Below are 18,570 nucleotides of genomic sequence, written 5' to 3'. Positions count from 1 at the left end.
TTGTGTGATCAGAGTGAAAAATTATCTAAGTCAGGTGTTGATTCAAACTCACCGAGTCGTTCTATTTCGGTGTCTTGGCGCATTTGCTCATGCCAACGCTCTTCATCCCAGATCTCAAATTTATTCATCAAACCAACCAACATGATTTTTTTGCCTAAATCTGCATGACTCCGTAGTGACGGTGCCAGCAAAATTCGGCCATTTTTATCTAATTGGTATTCAGTTGCGTTACCTAACAACATCCTTTGCATGCGTCGAGCGCGTGGATTCATATTGGAAATTTTAGCAAGGCGATCTTCTATGTCTTGCCATTGTGCGAGTGGGTACAACCACAAACAAGGCTCGTTCAGTGCAACGGTACAGATCACCGTGCCCTGATCTTCAGACAACAAAGAATCTCGGTACTTAGTAGGTACCGCAAACCGTCCTTTGTCATCCATACTGAGCGAACTCGCACCACGGAACATAAAAAGCCTATTCTAAAAGTTGAAAATTAATCCACTTTGATTAATTTGATCCAATTTGATCCACTAAAAACCACTTTTTACCACAGTGCTCCAGTTTAGGGCTTGACAAGCGGTTTTGTCAAGTCGGTAAAATCCTATTATTAACTGTGAAAGCCAGAAAAAATAAGGCCTCACGCAAAGCTACTGAATTACGTGGGAAAAAGTGGATAACTTGAAAAAAAATATTTTATTCTCAGATAAAAACAAATAAATGCCGTAAAGTGATTAATGAATAATCAATGAATAGTTACAAAATAAACAGCACTTAATCCCTACTCATTAGGCCTTGTAAAATTTACGTGGTTGCTTTGCAATTGTTACTGAAAATGCTGTTAATTTAAGCGTAAAATCTTCAGGCAAAAAACTAAAGCACTGATTTATAATTAAAAATAATTAAATAGCATAACTGGTACGAAGGATGCAACAAGTACTACACTATTTAATTTTAATATTTAAGGAATGATTATTATGGCTACTTCAACAACAAGTACTAATTCAGCTGCTGCAGCTAACAAAAAGGTGGATGATCTTGCATCTCATACTGATGCACCTTTCACTGATAAAGCAACTTCAGCGGCGCATCAGGCTGTTGATGCGCTTTCTTCGAGAGCAGCAACAGCAGAGCAAGGTATTCGTCATGGTGCTGCCAGCTCAGCTGAAACACTGTCTGAAAAGCAAAAAATAGCCCGTGAAAAATTGACCGAATACAGTGGTAAAACACGTCAATTAGCATCAGAAAACCCGCTTGCAACAGCAGGTATTGCCTTTGCTGCAGGTATGCTAGTTACTGCACTACTACGTCGCAAGTAGGTAGTTATGCAACAAGAGACTGATCTTAAAGATAAACAACATCAGGATCAGGCCGCTGATCCTGCACTGCAAAGTGCAGATCAGTGGCAAGATCACCTCGCTAAACTAACTCAATATGGTGAACAACTTTATCAGGACTATCGCCAACAAGCCGGTATTTGCAAAGAATTAGCCAGTGCTGAATGGCGGCTATCAACCCGCTCGTTAGCACTGACAATAATTTTGTTAGTAAGCTTTGCTGGCGGCTTGGTATTGTTATGGGCAGGCTTGTTAGCTACGCTTGGCTTAGCTATTTTTGCTTTTAGTCAATCAATATGGCTCAGTGCCTTATGTTTAATTAGCTTGCAGTTGATCTGTTTATTCTGGCTGTGGAAAAACATTGGCTACATCAGCAGTAAAATTGGCTTCGATAAAACCAGCCATAGTATTAAGCAGTTGCTCAATATTACCAAGGAGTGATAAATGCTGATTGATTATTTTATTCTCAAACCAAACCGGAAAGTGGCTCATTTAACTCAAAAAATGAACACCATACAAAGTTTAAAGCAACAACACCATCAAGCTTTAAATTACCGACTAAAGCGCTTTGCGGTAACCAAAGTTGGTATTGCCAGTGCATTTACCGCAGGCGCTGGTTATCAAGCATTAAACGGTAACAGTGGCAAAAGCAATAAACTCTCTCAGCTTAGCCAGTTTAGTTGGTTACTCCGCTTACTATAAATTTTTATTGTATTGGTTTTATAGTAAGCAAATCTACTTTATCGCTCGTAAAGCACTTACTGTGACTAGCTCGCCAATGAATATTATTGCAGCTTTAGTATCACCTTAGAAAAGATATTCAGTCCTTTAAAGCTAAACAAACTTTTCATTACCTATTTTGTATATTAAATTAACCTTATATTAAATATGGTTAATTTAACATTTTTTGGCTACAATTTTGTGCCAAGAACATACTAAAAAGATGCAATTATTTTTACTCTATCGTTAAAACATCGATTATACCGGCTGTTTATTTTATTAAGCTTGCCTGGACTTATCGTAATATTGTTTAGCCTCTGGCATGCAAAAGAAACTGCGCTGCAAGAAAGCCGGCAGCAGGCTTTAACGATCGCCAAACAACTTGCTGAACAACAAACCGCACTGTTAAAAGAAATTGAAAACTTCACTGTGCAATTAGCGCAGCTAATAAACGAAGACATTACCCGCAGTAACCAAGGCTGCCCTGATTACTTGTTAAAAATACAAAAATTAAACCCTGAAATAGCCAATATTGGCATTGTTAATTTGCAAGGTGATGCCACCTGTATTATTAAAGGCCGTGCAAATATCAACATTGCGGACCGCGAGTATTTTCAAAATGCTATAGCAACAAAAAGTTTTGCCATTGGCTTTTTCCAAAACGATCGCAGCATGAACACTCCTTCGGTAAACTTCGCTTATCCCTTAATTGATCAGCACCAGCAAGTATATGGTGCGGTTGTTACTGTGATAAATTTAGACTGGTGGAGCCAAGAGCTAGCTAATTTTCATTTACCATCGGATGCGTTGGCAGTTATAACCGATGATAATGATCGTATTATCGCTAACTACCCAAACGATCCATTGCGCTTTGGTAAAAAAATTAATACCTATGGCTTTAACTCTAACTCACCAATCTTGAGTAACACTATTGATTTGCAAGGTATTAATCATGTTTTGCATAGTAAGACCATGTATCAAGATGCCACCGAAAATACTTTAAACGTTTATGTTGCCATGCCATTTAATGACGCTATCAAGGCTGCAAACCAATTATTTGTGAACACCTTAATTGCCTTTATTGGTATGATTATTGTCTTGTGTATTTTTGCCTATATAAGTTTAAAACGTGATGTATTTAAGCCAATAGCCCGCCTGACACACGCAATCGGGGAGCTCGCAACAGGTAAACTGCCAAAGCAGTTTCCACTTAATAGCTCAGAGCTCAGCACGCTATACTCACACTTTAAAGAAATGGCAAAAACTCGCCTTGCAGCCGAAGCCAATGTAAAACGCCAACATGATGAATTAAGTAGCTTATTAAATGCCCTGCCTGATAGCTATATTCGCATCAATGTCCACGGTGACGTACTGAACTTAGGCGGCAATATCTCGCTGTTAAACCCACCAAGTTTTAGTCGCTCTAAATTACACCTAAGAGAACTATTTGACGAAGAAAGAAGCCGATTCCTATTGAGTCGCTTGCCAACTAAAAACGGCACCTCTCAATTTGAGTTATCAGTACCAAACAGCCCAACCGAACAAATATTTGAAATGCGTATCAGCGCTCAATCTAATAGCAATGAATACACGATTGTTGTGCAAGATATTAGCCATCGAAAACACGCTGAAAAAGCCTCCCACTTAGCTTCCCTAGTTTATTCAAACAGCAGTGAAGGCATGGCCATTACCGATCCTGATGGCCTCATACTCGACGTAAATCCCGCTTTTTGTGAAGTCACCCAATACAGTAAAGATGAAATTTTGGGCAATACCACTGCTATCTTAGCTTCAGGCAAACACAGTAAAGCGTTTTATCACGCAATGTGGCTGCAATTACAAAAAACAGGCCGTTGGCAAGGTGAAATAATTAACCGTCGTAAAGATGGCGAGTTATTCACAGAATGGCTTACTATCGATACTGTTTACAACGAACAGCATGAAGCACAGCGCAGAGTCGCTATTTTTACTGATATCACCGAGAAAAAAGCTGCGGATGAATTAATTTGGCATCAAACTCACTTTGATCATTTAACCAATTTACCCAATCGAATTGAGCTTAAAAAACGCTTAAATCAGCACTTAAATAACCCATTAAATCCTGATGAGCCACTAGTGATCATGCTTCTTGATATTGATCATTTTAAAGATATAAATGACACCTTAGGCCATTTTTATGGCGACGAATTACTCAAATTAATCGCCATTCGCTTGCAGCAAGAAATTGTTGATATTGAGTTTATTGCCCGTATTGGTGGCGACGAATTTGTTATTGTGCATGCCAAGCTAGTCACTGAGGAACACATCAAAAAAGTAGCCAACGATATCCTCAATGCCATGACAAAAGCATTTATACTCGAGGGTGAAGAACTGCATATTGCCACCAGCATCGGCATCGCTATTGGACCAATCGATGGTGATAGTTCAGAGCTGTTATTAAAAGCCGCCGATCAAGCCATGTATAAAGCCAAGCAAAGTGGCCGCAACTGTTTTAAGTTTTTTAATCACAACTTACGTGAGCAAGCACAAGCACGTATGGATTTACTTAAAAGTATGCGCAGCGGTATCGAACAGCAACAATTTGATCTTTACTACCAACCGATTGTAAACCTTGATTCTGGGCATATACATAAAGCGGAAGCTCTGATCCGCTGGCAACACCCTACACGTGGCGTAATTAGCCCCGCAGAGTTTATACCTTTAGCCGAAGAGTCTCGGTATATCAATCCATTAGGGCAGTTTGTATTTACTCGCGCATTACAAACACTAACGATTTTACGAGCACAAGTTGATGCCGATTTTCAACTTAGTATCAACGTCTCGCCGGTGCAATTTAGTTGCCTTGATAGTGGTATTGATCTGTGGCCAGCGCTACTAAAAGACGCTAACTTACCACCGAGCGCGATTGTTGCCGAGATCACCGAAGGATTAATGATCGCACCTGAGCAGCTAACTCAACAACGCCTGAAAGCGCTGGTCAAATCGGGGATGGAACTAGCACTGGATGATTTTGGCACCGGCTATTCATCGCTTGCCTACTTGCAACAAATGGATGCTGATTATTTAAAAATTGATAAATGTTTTGTTGATAACATTCAAGCGGGCAATCAAGATCTGGCGTTATGCAAAGCCATTATCACTATGGCCCACCAGTTTGGTTTAAAAGTGATTGCCGAAGGCATTGAAACACCAGAGCAACAACAATTACTACTCGGCTTAGGCTGTGATTATGGCCAAGGCTATTTGTTTTCAAAGCCATTACCCGAACAGGAATTTTTAGCACTGGTAAGCAATCAATCCACAACAACGAGCTAAATACAGATCCAGCACAAACTATGCACTGAAAACTTAGCTAGCTATTGTTTAATAAATAACGAACTGATAGGTTACCAAACAGATCTTATTAAATTAACTGTTAGCCGTGATTTCAAAATTGCCTCGTTGGGTAGAATATGGATCGTTTTTACTTGCGCTTGTCGCTGGGCTTGTTAATTCGATAGGGTTACTAGGCTTCAAACATCAATCAATTTCACATCTATCAGGCACAGCAACACTCCTTGGCGCAAACCTTGTTACTTCACCTGTTACTGATGCATTACACTTAGCGCTTATCCTACTGAGCTTTTTAGCCGGTGCGGCGATCTCCGGCGCCTTTTTACAAAGTGGTGCACTCAAACTTGGCCATAATTACAGTAGCTTACTGCTGCTTGAAGCCATACTGTTAGCAAGCTCAGTGTATTTTTTATCAAACGACTCTGTAAACGGCCACTATTTAGCATCCGCAGCCTGCGGCTTACAAAACGCATTAGCCACCACTTACAGCGGCGCAGTTATTCGCACCACTCACGTTACCGGTATTTTTACCGATCTAGGCCTCATGCTCGGCGCTAAATTAAGAGGCGAACCCTTTGATAAACGCAAAGCACTGTTATTTTTACTGATCATCTCAGGGTTCATTTGCGGCGGCACATTAGGTGCTTATGCATTCCAGTTTTATAACTTTAATGCACTCTTTATCCCCGCAACCATCTGCCTAGTATTAGCCGTTAGCTACTCAGTGTTTAAAGCCATCAATAGTAAAAAGATTTAGCCCTTTGCGCGGTTAACACGACTTTTGAAATATATAGTTGCTACAAACCTGTATTAACCTTCATGTTAAGAATCGCTAGGTAATTTCACTAAGAATAATTCTTAGACATAATAATTTGATTTAGAGGTATAATTGCCAAAAATGGAGGGACCCCATGCAGATTGGCATCATAGAAGATCATCAGTTAGTTCGAGATAGTTTTAAAAAGCTACTTGAGCTCGAGTTAAACTGGCAAGTAACAATAGAAGCTTGTTCAGTGAACGAAGCAAAGTTAGCCGTAAATATTGACCAGCCAGATGTTTTTATTGTTGATATTTCAATGCACGAAGGTGATACCGGTCTAACTTTTCTCTCCTACTTAAATGAACATTACCCAGCAATAAAAACCATCGTTGCGTCCATGCATGACCATGAACCGTACGTCAGTAATGCGATACAACTTGGCGCGCTCGGCTATGTATCGAAACGTTCTGCTTCAGACGCGATGATCGATGCAGTAAAAACGGTAATGCGCGGCCATCGCTATATCAGTGAAGATGTTAACTTCAGCTACAGCTGTGTTTCGAATAAAAAAGACCTGTTAACGAATCGAGAAATCGAGGCTCTACCACTTTTTGCAAAAGGTTTAAATGCCAAACAGGTTGCTCAACAGCTTGGTATGATGCCAAAAACCGCTCACGTACATAAAACAAATATCTGTAATAAACTAAACGCAACAACATCATTTGAACTATTAAAAGTTGCCATTGATATTGGGGTTATCCAACTTAATGAGTTGGTCTAGGGTGATCACTTTCACACCTCCCGCTGCAAACATATTGCGAGTGACGACTAAACAGCTCACTGTTTGCATTGCTTATTTAATCGCATTAGCTGCTGCTTCATGGGTTAGTAACCATCTAGAAACAGTCCCGCAAAGTAGCGCTATATTCCTCCCAGCAGGTATTAAGCTGGCTTTTGTGATTATTTTCCCAACACGCTATTGGCCAATGATATGGTTTGCATCGCGACTCTATGCAGCGTACTTAGGTTCTTTTTATACTCAGCAATGGCATTTAAATTTATTCCATGGTGTGTGGCAAGAAGCGATTTATTTCGCCATCATTTTCGCTTTTAAGCATAGTCGTTGGCCTCCTACTATAAAAGACAGCAAAGGCATGCTATCACTGATTTTATTAGCCAGTGTAGCAACCGCATCAAAGTGGTTTTTATTTGCCAGCTCTTTCGAGTTCACAACCTGGTTAGAGGGCAAGCAATTACTGCAATATCAGCTAAATATGACATTGGGCGATTTGACTGGCAGCTTGTTTATTGCACCTTTTCTTATTCTGTGCGCAAATCGTTACCAACGGGCTTTTAACCTTCAAGGTGGGCTGAAACTGGCTATTGCAGTCATCGCTTTTACCCTGTTGGTGTTAGCAATATATTTACTACGTCCCGATATTTATTCACTGTTACGCTTAGCGTCTTTGCTACCTATTATTTGGTTTTCATATCACTTTGGCATTACCGGCGCTATATTTGCCGCGGCAGCAGCTAATGGCCTAATAATTTTAGAAGCGAGCATCAGCCAAGATGCAACTAATACCTATATTAGCCAATTATTTATTCTAACCAACGCAGCAACAAGCTTATTACTTGGCGCAGCCGCCGCAGAGCTGCGACAAAAAAATAAGATACTAACAGTGACAAACCTAGAACTGAGAGCGCTACTAGAAAAAAACCAACAACTGGCGATTAAAATGGTGAATGTGCAAGAAAGCGAGAGAAAGCATTTGTCGCAAGAGCTGCATGATGAATTGGGACAAAATCTTACCGCATTTAAAACCGAACTTGCCGTTTTAGCCAGTATGACGGATCAGCGAGCGACAGATATTGTCACGGCCCTTAAACAAAATGCCAATGCAATGTACGATTCAGTCTACCATCTGATGCATTATCTACGCCCACGTGAACTAGATGAATTAGGCTTAGCAAAAGCACTGTCACAAGGGAAATTTAAAAGCTTAATGCATAAGGAAAAGATGCAATATACAACGCATTTATGCTTAAACAAACAGCTCAGTGAAGAGCATCAAATTGCGATCTATCGAATTTGCCAAGAAGCAGTCACCAACTGCATAAAACACAGCTGCGCATCTGAGTTGGTAATTAGCTTAGATTCCAACTCGGATCTGATCACGTTAATTATTCAGGATAATGGTAATACTGTCACAACAGCCTCGCATTCTGGCGGTTATGGTCTCGCTTTCATTGATGAGCGCGCGACCGCGCTTGGCGGTCAATGCGCATTCTCAAATGAGCAGGGCTTCACTATCACAGTGACATTCCCCAGTTGATCTAACGAATAGCCGCTAGCGAAGGTAAACCTGCTTGGAATAAAACTTCTTGCGAACATGTGAAATGTCATTTTCACTTGCTGATACTTGCACTTCAGCCTGATTGCCAACTAACTGCAATAACAACCCTTCGGCAATTTCTTTATCACCTACTTTTGATTTAATAACCACTTTTTTGCCAATAGCTCCCTGCAATCTAGGTTTAGGAAAAGTGACTTTATTGATCGGCTTTAAGCCTTCATAATTGGTGAAAAGATTAACGCAGTGCTGTTTTGCCGCAAGTATCAAATCGTCTTTAGACTTCACAATATCGACATTATTTAAAAAGTGGATGAGTGCGCTATTGCGCCGATCAAACTCACTGGACACATCCTGTATATTAAGCGCTGATGCCCATTTACGCAGCACTAAATATTTTCCTAGTTTGATCCGCGTCAGGCTGGTTGATGCTCCCGTCATCTTGCTATACCACTCGATGCGATAGCATGATGATCCCAAGCTATGTAATAGCACCCTTGTATTGCCAAACTCCCTTGTACTGCCCTCGATCACGCTCATTCTAATTCCCTAAACTAACAATAAAGCAATAGGTTAGGCGCTAATGAAGGAAGTTAATATCATCGTTTTTCTTATTCCGACTAAGAAAATGGCTTATAGCATTTGTGTTTACTTTTGGATTTAGAGCGTATATTTCAAGCACAAAAAAGCCCGCAGCGTTAACTGCGGGCTTTTTTGTTGAATGAGTGAGTCAGCCGTATAAGCCGGGTTCTGTCCTTTCCGAAGAAAGTGATAATCATTCGTCTAGGCCATAAATCGCTCTATGGCTCAAGCAACCTACCCGGTTCCAACGTGGGCCACGCCATAAGGAACCCTATTTGGTCTTGCTCCGGGTGGAGTTTACCTTGCAACCAACTATTGCTAGTGGCCCGGTGCGCTCTTACCGCACCCTTTCACCCTTACCAATCCGAAGATTGGCGGTCTCCTCTCTGCTGCACTTGTCGTAGGCTCACGCCCCCCAGCCGTTAGCTGGCACCCTGCCCTATGGAGCCCGGACTTTCCTCCCCCTGCGCATTTTCGTTGCAGGCAGCGATCATCTTGGCTGACTCGGCGCGCAGTATACCTGAGCTGGATTGTATGTGCAGTAAAGATTTAGCCTTTTTCGTCAATAATTGTTTTATAAAGGGCATTTTTCTTCATACCAAAGTACTCGGCTACAATGCCACAGGCTTTTTTCATTGGCATTTCATTCTCAAGTAGCGCCAACATTTTACGTGCTTCTGGAGGAATATCATCAACCTGCTTTGGACTACCTGGCAACATTAGTACAATTTCACCGCGCTGCTTGGTTGGATCGTCGGTTAAAAACTGTTTGAGTTCACTCACTGTGCCATTAAAAAATGTTTCAAAGGTTTTGGTTAGCTCTTTGGCAAATACTACCTGTTGCTCACTACCAAGGGCAATCTCCAAGTCATCAAGGCTTGCCATAATGCGATGGGTACTTTCGTACATAATACTGGTGATGTTGGAATTAACCGCTTCGATAAAAAAGTCTTGCCGAGCTTTACTTTTTGCTGGGGTAAAACCAATAAACTGAAAGCGATCCGTTGGCAAACCAGAACAACATACCGCGGTAATTGCCGCGCATGCACCAGGGATAGGTGTAACATGGGCGCCTTGCTCTCGGCATAAGTTTACAACCGCATAGCCTGGATCACTAATAAGCGGTGTGCCGGCATCGGAAACCAGTGCTATATTTAAACCTTGATTAAGTTGATCAATTATTTGTTGCGCTTTTTGCTTTTCATTATGATCGTGTAAAGCAAAGGTTTTTGCCTTAATACCAAAGTGACTGAGCAACTTACCTGTGTGGCGGGTGTCTTCAGCAGCGATTAAGTCAACTTGCGATAATGTCGCGATTGCACGCTGACTTAAATCGTCAAAATTGCCGATTGGGGTGGCTACAATGTAAAGAGTGCCGATTTTCTGTGAATTCTCCTCATTTAACATTGAGGTCTCCTGCGTCAGTCAGTAATATAAGCAAATCGCGTTTAACGTATTGGGAAATCATTGTGCGACTTAAACTTGTTAGTCTAGTTATTATATTGTCAGGGTTATCGGCCTGTAGTACAACCGAAAAACCGACTAAAACCACTGAAAATCTCAGTTCCGCGAATAGCACGTCACAAATTCAAACGGCTGATGCACAATCGATGTACCAATTAGCTTTAAATCGCCAAGGTGCAGATAAAATTCAACTGCTTTATAGCGCACGCGATGCCGCTATCACCGAACAGCAATGGCCGCTTCTAGAGCTAGTATGTACTGAATTGGAGCGAACTCCAAGCGTAGACCAAGTGCAAAATAAGCTGTATATCGCTTTTGCACAAAAACAACAAAATAAGAATAACGCGGCACTTGAGATTTTAGCCAGTTTAGATAACCAGCTAAGCCAGCCTGAGCACTTTGCTTGGCATCAATATTTAACCGCCAGTGTGTATGCCTCACAAAACTTGCCTAAAGAGGCCATGACCTATTTCTTTCGTGCCTCTGAAACTGCCAGTAAAAATAATTTAACGATTCCACAACTCAACAGAGACCTGTGGCAAAACCTACAACAATTATCTTCCTATGCGTTGGAGCGCTTTAATCGCGGCTCAGTTGTGCAGCAAGGCTGGGTAAACTTAGCGCTTTATCACCAAGTGTATTTAGGTGCGCCGGTAGAACTTGATCAAGCCATTAATAATTGGCAGCGCCGCTACCCTGGACACCCTGCAATTGATGTATTACCGAAGAAAGTGGCGGAGTTAATGGCGATCGAACCGCTTAAGATTGAGCGCTTAGTGGTGTTATTGCCGCAATCTGGCGCCAATGAGCGCTTAGGTGATGCTTTAAAAGCAGGAGCATTAGCTGCGTTAGATAATGCATCAATTGGTGAAACCATTTTTATTGATGAAATGCTCAGCCCTGCGGAGATCTCAGCAAAACTACTTGAAATACAACCCAGTTTTATAGTTGGGCCGCTCCTTAAAGGCAGTATCGATAAGTTTGCAGTCAGTAAAACATTGCTTGATTACCCTGTTTTACACTTAAATTCTTTTGATGGTGAGCGTCAATCTGCGCAGCATTATTTTTTTGCGCTTAATCCTGAGCACGAAGTACAACAAGCTCTGGAGCATTTTTTAACTGTTGGCTACCAAAAACCGATGTTACTAGCGCCAAACAATAGCGCCGGACAACGCTTAGTTGATTTTTTCAACATGCAATGGCAACGCTACAGCGAAACCGCTCCACAAGTCGGGCTCTATAATAATAAAGAAGATATGCCAACCACCATTGTTAGCTTGCTCGAAGTAGATAAATCCAAAGAGCGAATTGCCACTGTTAAAGCATTATTTAAACAAGAAGTAGAGAGTGAAACTCGATCTCGCCGCGATATTGATGTTATTTATATTCTTGGTGATGCGATTGAAACACGGCTGATAAAACCGTATTTAGATGTCAATGTCAGTACCTTTGCTGATCGCATTCCTCTTTATGCAAGCTCCAAAAGTCATAGTAAACAAATTGATAGTACAGATAAGGGCGATCTTGATGGATTATATTTTACTGAACTTCCATGGATGCTGAGCGGACAAATAACTGATCATACTTTGCGTCAGCAATATAACTCGCTGTGGCCAGAGCAAGCAGATATAAGCCAACGTTTATTTGCCATGGCGTATGACTCGGTGGCGATGCTGAGTAATATAACTCAATTGAGTATGATCCCGGGTAAGCGATTTAATGGTTTAACCGGTCAATTAAGTATTACTAGTGATGGGCAAGTTAATCGTCACCTTAATTGGGCACAATACAAAGACAGACAAATTCAAGCTGTGCAGTTAGAAACAACTGCACCATTGCCTCTATTTATGCAATCAGCTAGCACAGTGTCAGACAGTGAGTAGCTGTTAGCAAGTATATAAAACAAGGATGTGGTCATGTCGTGGTTTAAACAGCTGTGGCAGAATAGCCGAGAGAAAGGTCAGTATTACGAGCTTGAAGCTCAAAAGTACCTAGTGACGCAAGGGTTAATCCCAATCGAGCGTAACTATAACTGCCCTTACGGGGAGCTAGATGTAATAATGCGCGATGGCAACACGTTAGTATTTGTGGAAGTGAAATTTCGCAGTAGTCATGTTAAAGGTGGCGCACTCCATGCTTTAGGTAAACAAAAGCAGGAACGTTTAAAGCGTACTATTTACCATTATCTAGCAGCTAAAAAACTGAGTGATCAAGCTATAAGAATTGATTTTGTCGCTATAACCGGCGAAGCATCACAACAACTTAATTGGATAAAAAACGTATTTTAATATGCAAGATACCATTAAAGAAATTTTCACAGAAAGTATTCAAGTGCAAATTGCCGCAGGTGAAGTACTCCCTAGCGCCTTAGAAGCAGCTGCATTTACCATAGCGCAAAGCCTGATCAATGGTAATAAGTTGATTTGTTGTGGCACTGCAAGCTGCCATATGCTCGCTCAACACATGGCTGGCGTACTAATCAACTATTATGAAACTGAGCGTCCTTGCTTACCTGCAATTGCGCTTTCTCAAGAACATATTAATCTTGGCCAAAGCAATCAAAGTGACGACCAAGAAACTTTCGCTCGGCAAATTCGTGCCTTTGCTCAACAAGGCGACTTACTGTTAGTACTAGCAATCAATGGTAATGAAAAAAACATCATTAGTGCAGTTGAAGCGGCACTCACCAAAGATATGAAAGTCATTGTACTCGTTGGCGATGATGGTGGTGAGTTGGTCGGTTTATTGGGTGCCAATGATGTCGAAATACGAGTGCCATCAAAACGTCCGAGTCGCATTATAGAGTCTCATTTGGTTAATCTGCATTGTTTAAGCGAACTCGTCGACTTAACCCTATTCCCACAGGAAGAAAATTAATGTTGAAACAATCACTTATCGTTATCAGTACGGTTTTATTATTACAAGGTTGCGCCGCTGCGGTGGTTGCAGGCACTGCCGGTGCAGTTACTGCTGCGAACGATCGCCGAACGCTTGGTTCACAAATTGATGATAGTAATATCGAAATAAAAGCCGGAGTGGCAATCAACGATGTACCGCGCCTTGCTGATCATGCCAATATCAGCGTGGTTAGCGTTAACGGCATCGTGCTGTTAGTAGGCCAAGTTGCTAATCAAGAAATGAAAGATGAAGCTCAGCGTGCCATTGAGGGCCTACCTGCAATACGTAAAATACATAACCAGCTGCGCATAGGCTCTAACATTAGTATGAGCACCCAAACCCATGATTCTTGGTTAACCTCTAAAGTAAAAACGCAATTACTCACCACTGACAATATCAGCAGCAACAATATTAAAGTAGTTACTGAAAACGGCGAAGTATTTTTAATGGGCTTAGTGTCTGATGCCGAGTCAAATACAGCAGTAGACGTTGCCCGTAATGTCTCTGGCGTAGAACGTGTTATTAAGGTCTTTGAGTATTTGTAGAGGTATCAAGTTCTAGGTTCTAGGTTCTAGGTTCTAGGTTCTAGGTTCTAGGTTCTAGGTTCTAGGTTCTAGGTTCTAGGTTCTAGGTTCTAGGTTCTAGGTTCTAGGTTCTAGGTTCTAGGTTCGAGGAACTTATAAGCCTTGCAGTTAATATTGCAAGGCTTTTTAATTCCTGTACGCGGGAGTGTACCTCACGCATTTTCGCTTAAAACGCGGGTAACCCGTTGCTACAACAATCAACCTTAACCCGCTTCTCGCAGCTCGCAGCTCGTCGCCCGTGAACTTAAACTACACCTGCGCGGCATAAAGCCGCGCCTACGCTGAAACCAAACACTTTACTTGGCTTCACCTTTCACTTACTTTTATACAGACATAAAAAAACCGCTTAATCAGCGGTTTTTATCAAACAATTACATATTACTTAATAACACGTAAGTGTGAGCCTTTTTTCTTTTCTGGCTTAGTTGGTGCTGGTTCGTCAGGTAATAATTCATCTGCGATATCAACACTTTCTAACTCAGCTGCAAACTCGTCTTCGTCCTCTAAAAACTCATCTGCGGTAAACACAGTGCCTTCACCGTTTTCGCGGGCATAAATAGCAAGCACGGCACCAATTGGTACGTATACTTGCATTGGCTGACCACCAAAGCGAGCACTAAAGCTTAGTTGCTGATTATCCATTGAGAATTGTGTGACAGCTGACGGGCTAATATTTAATACGATTTGTCCATCTTGAACAAACTGCGTTGGTATTTGCACGGCAGGAAAGTCAGCGTTCACCACTAAATGCGGCGTGCACTGGTTATCAACAATCCAATCAAAGAAAGCACGAAGTAAATAAGGACGATTAGGCGTCATTACAAACGGATCTCGCGCTCAGTTTCAGTAAGAGAAGCTTGGAATGATTCACGCTCAAATAAACGGATCATATATTCTTTCATCTCTTTAGAACCTGCACCTGTCAGCTCAATACCAAGCTCTGGTAAACGCCATAACAATGGTGCTAAGTAACAATCAACTAAACTGAATTCTTCGCTCATAAAGTATGGCGCTTCAGTGAAGATTGCTGAAACAGCTAGTAAAGCTTCTGTTAGTTCTTTACGCGCTTGTGCAGACTCTGCACCATTTGCGTAAATTTTTGCAGCAAGGCTGTACCAATCCGTATCGATACGATGCATCATTAAACGGCTACGGCCACGCATTACCGGATAAACTGGCATTAGTGGAGGATGAGGAAAACGTTCATCAAGGTATTCCATGATGATGTTTGCCTGATATAAACCTAGCTCACGGTCGATCAGTGTTGGCACTGTTCCGTAAGGGTTAATTTCATGAAGTGCTTCTGGCAGGTTGTCCTTTTCAGCCAGATGAATATCTACACTTACGCCTTTTTCAGCAAGTACAATACGTACTTGGTGGCTATACATACAGTTAGCACCAGAAAAAAGGGTCATTACAGGGCGCTTATTGGCAGCTACGGCCATGCCTACCTCCATTAAATAACAAAAACAGCAAAAGGGGCTTAAGCCCCTATTGCAAAATTACCTTTAAATATGTTCAAAATTAATGAACATCTCTCCAGTATTCTTTCTTCAGCATAAATGACAAGATAAACAGAATAATTAAAAATCCGATTACCTTAAGACCCAGCGCTTCCGATTCAAGACGCGTAGGTTCACCTACGTACTCTAGGAAGTTCGTTAAATCACGAACTGCTTGGTCATATTCATCTACACTTAATTCACCGGTACCATCTGTTTTAGTGCCAACAACTTTAGTCACAGTGTGACCATGTTCTTCCACTTCTTCAGTAATAGGCGTAGGTAAACCTTGCAGTTCTTGCAGAACATGCGGCATACCTACCGATGGAAATATTGTATTATTCACACCGAACGGACGAGATTCATCTTTATAAAACGATTTTAAATAGGTGTAAATCCAATCACTGCCACGCACACGCGCAACATTTGTTAGATCCGGCGGAGCCGCACCAAACCATTTTGCAGCATCATCTTTTTCAATAGAATTAGTGATGTGACTACCGACTTTTGAACCGTCAAAAATTAACTGTTCAAGACCTACATCTGTAGGAATACCGATATCACGGAAAGTACGTTCATAACGTTGATACTGCATTTGGTGACAACCAAGACAGTAGTTCATGAACAACTTTGCACCACGTTGCAATGATGGCTGATCAGTTAGGTCATTACCCGCTTCCATTAATGGAACCGAAGGACCCGCAGCCATTGCCGGCAATACGTTTATTGATAAAGCAAATAAACCGATAATTAGCTTTTTCATCATTTCGTTAACCTCTCTGGCAATGGCTTAGTTTTTTCATTCTTACTGTATACAAATAACAGTACGAAGAACATAAAGTAAGTCACAGTACAGATTTGCGAAATAATCGTTTTCAAATCAGTTTGTGGAGTTGCACCCACCCAACCAAGTAAAACGAAAGTAACGACAAAACCTGCGATGTTCCATTTATGGAAGCCACAACGGTAACGAACCGATTTCACTGTGCCACGGTCAATCCAAGGTAATAGTGCAAGTACGACAATTGATGCACCCATTGCTGCAACACCGATTAACTTATCAGGGATTGCACGTAAGATGGCATAGAATGGCGTAAAGTACCAAACTGGGAAAATATGCTCAGGAGTCTTAAGTGGGTTTGCTGGCTCAAAGTTAGGCGCTTCTAAGAAGAACCCACCCATCGCAGGCATAAAGAACACAACCCAACAGAATAAGATTAAGAAACCAACCACGCCCATAATATCTTTTACGGTGTAATATGGGTGGAACGGTATCGCATCAACAATGTCTTTTTTGTCAGTGTAATACTCATGGAATTTAAATTTAGGCTTATCTTCTTCAGCTACAGAGCCTTTCTTACGCTTGATTTCAACACCATCAGGGTTATTTGAACCCACTTCGTGAAGTGCCACAATGTGTAAGAATACAAGAATAACAATAACCAATGGTAAGGCAATAACGTGTAATGCAAAGAAGCGGTTAAGCGTTGCACCTGAAATTACATAATCACCACGGATCCAAAGTGTTAAGTCATCACCAATTACCGGTATCGCACCGAATAATGAAATGATTACCTGTGCACCCCAGAATGACATTTGACCCCATGGTAATAAATACCCCATGAAAGCTTCAGCCATTAGCGCTAGGAAGATAAACATACCAAACAACCACAGTAATTCACGTGGTTTTTGGTAAGAACCGTAGATCATGCCACGGAACATATGCAGGTATACAACGATGAAAAACGCTGATGCACCCGTTGAGTGCAAATAACGTAACAACCAGCCGTATTCAACATCACGCATGATGTATTCAACAGATGCAAATGCACCTTCAGCAGAAGGCACAAAGTTCATCGTTAACCAAATACCTGTTAGGATTTGGTTTACTAGCACTAACATGGCTAATGAGCCAAAGAAGTACCAGAAGTTAAAGTTTTTTGGTGCTGGATACTGTGCAATATGCATGTTCCAAACACGTGTCATTGGGATACGGTCGTCGATCCAACCAATAATCTTACCAAACATTAGGCAGCCCCTTCTTCTTCGCCCACTAAAATAGTGGTGTCATCGATAAAGGTGTAAGGCGGTATTTCTAAGTTCAATGGCGCCGGAACCGCTTGGAATACGCGACCAGCCATATCAAATTTAGAACCGTGACATGGGCAGTAGAAACCGTCGTCGGTCCCTTCTACTTTTTCACTAAAGTTGCCTTCAAAAAAGCCAGGTGAACAACCTAAGTGTGTACAAATACCAACCGCAACAAAAATTTCCGGACGTTTTGAACGGTATTCGTTTACAGCTGATTCAGGTTGTTGAGGCTCTTCAGATGCAGGATCACGAAGTTGACCTTCATGTGCTTTCATCTGCTCAAGCATTTTTGGGGTACGTGATACAACCCATACAGGTTTACCACGCCACTCGACACGTATTAATTGTCCTGACTCAAGTTTGCTGATATCTACTTCTACAGGCGCACCCGCAGATTTAGCTCGCTCACTTGGATTCCAAGACGCAATAAAAGGAACAGCAGCCCCAGCCGCACCAACACCACCTACAACAGAGGTAGCTATGGTTAAAAAGCGACGTCGGCCATTGTCTACAGGCGCATTGCTCATCCACTTATCTCCACTATGATTCCCAACACTTGCTATATTGAGAACATCAGTTACAGCAGGTTAATTTTTAGAAATTTTAAAATAGACGCGATCATAATTAAAACCCTTGATTAAAACAAGGTTATTCACAGTTCCATGCTCGAATAAACCCGATTTAATTAAATTATTAATAGGGTCGGCTCGAGTATGAAGCCGTTTGCTATGATAACGACTTTAAAAAAACAATATACTGACCAAGATCAACCTCACTAAGAGGAAACAGATAAACTGCACATGGTGCTGTTGAACTCACTCACATTACTTGCCAGACAATTGTAGCAAAAAAATTCACCAATTAACTGACGGATTTACACTTATTACGATAATTATTGAACTTTTTTTAAGGTTATACGCAGGAAAGACTATGGAAGGTTAATTATTA

Annotated in this window: 19 protein-coding genes and 1 other RNA gene; 11 read left to right on the top strand and 9 right to left on the bottom strand. The window is 41.4% G+C overall.

Annotated elements, in window-relative coordinates; translation table 11 throughout:
- Positions 1-8 precede the first annotated feature (8 nt).
- A complete protein-coding gene (mraZ, locus tag A7968_RS17470) occupies positions 9-467 on the bottom strand; it encodes a division/cell wall cluster transcriptional repressor MraZ (RefSeq protein WP_064667855.1) in 459 nt (152 codons plus the stop codon).
- 507 nt (positions 468-974) lie between these two features.
- Between mraZ and A7968_RS17465 the strand changes: the two genes are divergently transcribed.
- From A7968_RS17465 to A7968_RS17435, 7 genes are all read left to right on the top strand, one after another.
- On the top strand, positions 975-1,316 hold the full coding sequence (locus A7968_RS17465; protein WP_064667854.1) for a hypothetical protein: 342 nt from the start codon (positions 975-977) through the stop codon (positions 1,314-1,316).
- Positions 1,317-1,322: 6 nt separating this feature from the next.
- The gene (locus A7968_RS17460) at positions 1,323-1,775 is read left to right on the top strand and encodes a hypothetical protein (RefSeq protein ID WP_064667853.1); all 453 of its coding nucleotides are present in this window, start codon (positions 1,323-1,325) and stop codon (positions 1,773-1,775) included.
- 3 nt (positions 1,776-1,778) lie between these two features.
- Complete coding sequence (locus tag A7968_RS17455) at positions 1,779-2,036, top strand: hypothetical protein (protein ID WP_064667852.1); 258 nt, start codon at positions 1,779-1,781, stop codon at positions 2,034-2,036.
- A 324-nt stretch (positions 2,037-2,360) separates the two neighbouring features.
- A complete protein-coding gene (locus A7968_RS17450) occupies positions 2,361-5,369 on the top strand; it encodes an EAL domain-containing protein (protein ID WP_227008859.1) in 3,009 nt (1,002 codons plus the stop codon).
- A gap of 106 nt (positions 5,370-5,475) precedes the next feature.
- Positions 5,476-6,144 carry a YoaK family protein gene (locus A7968_RS17445; RefSeq protein ID WP_064667850.1) on the top strand — a complete coding sequence of 223 codons (669 nt, stop codon included), beginning with the start codon at positions 5,476-5,478 and terminating at the stop codon, positions 6,142-6,144.
- 154 nt (positions 6,145-6,298) lie between these two features.
- A complete protein-coding gene (locus tag A7968_RS17440; RefSeq protein ID WP_064667849.1) occupies positions 6,299-6,928 on the top strand; it encodes a response regulator transcription factor in 630 nt (209 codons plus the stop codon).
- Positions 6,915-8,483, top strand: a complete 1,569-nt coding sequence (locus tag A7968_RS17435) for an MASE1 domain-containing protein (protein WP_064667848.1) — start codon at positions 6,915-6,917, stop codon at positions 8,481-8,483. The genes A7968_RS17440 and A7968_RS17435 overlap by 14 nt, the downstream gene beginning before the upstream one ends.
- A gap of 15 nt (positions 8,484-8,498) precedes the next feature.
- On the opposite strand, the gene A7968_RS17430 is transcribed toward A7968_RS17435, so the two are convergent.
- From A7968_RS17430 to rsmI, 3 genes are all read right to left on the bottom strand, one after another.
- A complete protein-coding gene (locus tag A7968_RS17430) occupies positions 8,499-9,041 on the bottom strand; it encodes a hypothetical protein (RefSeq protein ID WP_064667847.1) in 543 nt (180 codons plus the stop codon).
- Positions 9,042-9,224: 183 nt separating this feature from the next.
- An RNA gene (rnpB, locus tag A7968_RS17425) (RNase P RNA component class A) lies at positions 9,225-9,589 on the bottom strand.
- A 43-nt stretch (positions 9,590-9,632) separates the two neighbouring features.
- Positions 9,633-10,490 carry a 16S rRNA (cytidine(1402)-2'-O)-methyltransferase gene (gene rsmI, locus A7968_RS17420; RefSeq protein WP_064667846.1) on the bottom strand — a complete coding sequence of 286 codons (858 nt, stop codon included), beginning with the start codon at positions 10,488-10,490 and terminating at the stop codon, positions 9,633-9,635.
- 62 nt (positions 10,491-10,552) lie between these two features.
- Here rsmI and A7968_RS17415 point away from each other — a divergent pair, with 62 nt between their 5' ends.
- From A7968_RS17415 to dolP, 4 genes are read left to right on the top strand one after another with little or no spacing between them, the layout of a single operon-like run.
- Positions 10,553-12,430 (top strand): penicillin-binding protein activator, encoded by a 1,878-nt coding sequence (locus tag A7968_RS17415; RefSeq protein ID WP_064667845.1) that lies wholly within the window; start codon positions 10,553-10,555, stop codon positions 12,428-12,430.
- A 33-nt stretch (positions 12,431-12,463) separates the two neighbouring features.
- Positions 12,464-12,835, top strand: coding sequence for a YraN family protein (locus A7968_RS17410; RefSeq protein WP_064667844.1), 372 nt, complete (start codon positions 12,464-12,466; stop codon positions 12,833-12,835).
- Between the two features lies 1 nt (position 12,836).
- Positions 12,837-13,424, top strand: coding sequence for an SIS domain-containing protein (locus A7968_RS17405; RefSeq protein ID WP_064667843.1), 588 nt, complete (start codon positions 12,837-12,839; stop codon positions 13,422-13,424).
- On the top strand, positions 13,424-13,990 hold the full coding sequence (gene dolP, locus A7968_RS17400; protein ID WP_064667842.1) for a division/outer membrane stress-associated lipid-binding lipoprotein: 567 nt from the start codon (positions 13,424-13,426) through the stop codon (positions 13,988-13,990). The genes A7968_RS17405 and dolP overlap by 1 nt, the downstream gene beginning before the upstream one ends.
- A 417-nt stretch (positions 13,991-14,407) precedes the next feature.
- Here dolP and A7968_RS17395 read toward each other — a convergent pair whose 3' ends face one another.
- The 5 genes from A7968_RS17395 to petA all read right to left on the bottom strand — a co-directional run bounded on the left by A7968_RS17395 (position 14,408) and on the right by petA (position 18,149).
- Positions 14,408-14,848: a ClpXP protease specificity-enhancing factor gene (locus A7968_RS17395; protein WP_064667841.1), complete on the bottom strand. Its 441-nt coding sequence runs from the start codon at positions 14,846-14,848 to the stop codon at positions 14,408-14,410.
- Positions 14,848-15,474, bottom strand: a complete 627-nt coding sequence (gene sspA / locus A7968_RS17390) for a stringent starvation protein SspA (RefSeq protein ID WP_064667929.1) — start codon at positions 15,472-15,474, stop codon at positions 14,848-14,850. The genes A7968_RS17395 and sspA overlap by 1 nt, the downstream gene beginning before the upstream one ends.
- A gap of 79 nt (positions 15,475-15,553) precedes the next feature.
- On the bottom strand, positions 15,554-16,297 hold the full coding sequence (locus A7968_RS17385) for a cytochrome c1 (protein ID WP_064667840.1): 744 nt from the start codon (positions 16,295-16,297) through the stop codon (positions 15,554-15,556).
- A complete protein-coding gene (locus A7968_RS17380; RefSeq protein WP_064667839.1) occupies positions 16,294-17,559 on the bottom strand; it encodes a cytochrome b in 1,266 nt (421 codons plus the stop codon). The genes A7968_RS17385 and A7968_RS17380 overlap by 4 nt, the downstream gene beginning before the upstream one ends.
- Positions 17,559-18,149 (bottom strand): ubiquinol-cytochrome c reductase iron-sulfur subunit, encoded by a 591-nt coding sequence (petA, locus tag A7968_RS17375; RefSeq protein ID WP_064667838.1) that lies wholly within the window; start codon positions 18,147-18,149, stop codon positions 17,559-17,561. Before petA ends, A7968_RS17380 begins: the two co-directional genes overlap by 1 nt.
- Positions 18,150-18,570 lie beyond the last annotated feature (421 nt).

The sequence above is a fragment of the Pseudoalteromonas prydzensis genome (genome assembly GCF_001661495.1).
Lineage (GTDB): Bacteria > Pseudomonadota > Gammaproteobacteria > Enterobacterales > Alteromonadaceae > Pseudoalteromonas > Pseudoalteromonas prydzensis.
This window is presented reverse-complemented; position numbering and strand designations above follow the sequence as displayed.

What these genes read in the sequence shown, in the direction of transcription:
- dolP (WP_064667842.1), top strand. Translation starts at nt 13,424, where the DNA reads ATGTTGAAACAATCACTTATCGTTATCAGTACGGTTTTATTATTACAA.
- A7968_RS17465 (WP_064667854.1), top strand. Translation starts at nt 975, where the DNA reads ATGGCTACTTCAACAACAAGTACTAATTCAGCTGCTGCAGCTAACAAA.
- rsmI (WP_064667846.1), bottom strand. Translation starts at nt 10,490, where the DNA reads ATGTTAAATGAGGAGAATTCACAGAAAATCGGCACTCTTTACATTGTA.
- sspA (WP_064667929.1), bottom strand. Translation starts at nt 15,474, where the DNA reads ATGGCCGTAGCTGCCAATAAGCGCCCTGTAATGACCCTTTTTTCTGGT.
- A7968_RS17380 (WP_064667839.1), bottom strand. Translation starts at nt 17,559, where the DNA reads ATGTTTGGTAAGATTATTGGTTGGATCGACGACCGTATCCCAATGACA.
- mraZ (WP_064667855.1), bottom strand. Translation starts at nt 467, where the DNA reads ATGTTCCGTGGTGCGAGTTCGCTCAGTATGGATGACAAAGGACGGTTT.
- A7968_RS17440 (WP_064667849.1), top strand. Translation starts at nt 6,299, where the DNA reads ATGCAGATTGGCATCATAGAAGATCATCAGTTAGTTCGAGATAGTTTT.
- A7968_RS17435 (WP_064667848.1), top strand. Translation starts at nt 6,915, where the DNA reads ATGAGTTGGTCTAGGGTGATCACTTTCACACCTCCCGCTGCAAACATA.
- A7968_RS17430 (WP_064667847.1), bottom strand. Translation starts at nt 9,041, where the DNA reads ATGAGCGTGATCGAGGGCAGTACAAGGGAGTTTGGCAATACAAGGGTG.
- A7968_RS17410 (WP_064667844.1), top strand. Translation starts at nt 12,464, where the DNA reads ATGTCGTGGTTTAAACAGCTGTGGCAGAATAGCCGAGAGAAAGGTCAG.
- petA (WP_064667838.1), bottom strand. Translation starts at nt 18,149, where the DNA reads ATGAGCAATGCGCCTGTAGACAATGGCCGACGTCGCTTTTTAACCATA.
- A7968_RS17460 (WP_064667853.1), top strand. Translation starts at nt 1,323, where the DNA reads ATGCAACAAGAGACTGATCTTAAAGATAAACAACATCAGGATCAGGCC.
- A7968_RS17455 (WP_064667852.1), top strand. Translation starts at nt 1,779, where the DNA reads ATGCTGATTGATTATTTTATTCTCAAACCAAACCGGAAAGTGGCTCAT.
- A7968_RS17395 (WP_064667841.1), bottom strand. Translation starts at nt 14,848, where the DNA reads ATGACGCCTAATCGTCCTTATTTACTTCGTGCTTTCTTTGATTGGATT.
- A7968_RS17405 (WP_064667843.1), top strand. Translation starts at nt 12,837, where the DNA reads ATGCAAGATACCATTAAAGAAATTTTCACAGAAAGTATTCAAGTGCAA.
- A7968_RS17385 (WP_064667840.1), bottom strand. Translation starts at nt 16,297, where the DNA reads ATGATGAAAAAGCTAATTATCGGTTTATTTGCTTTATCAATAAACGTA.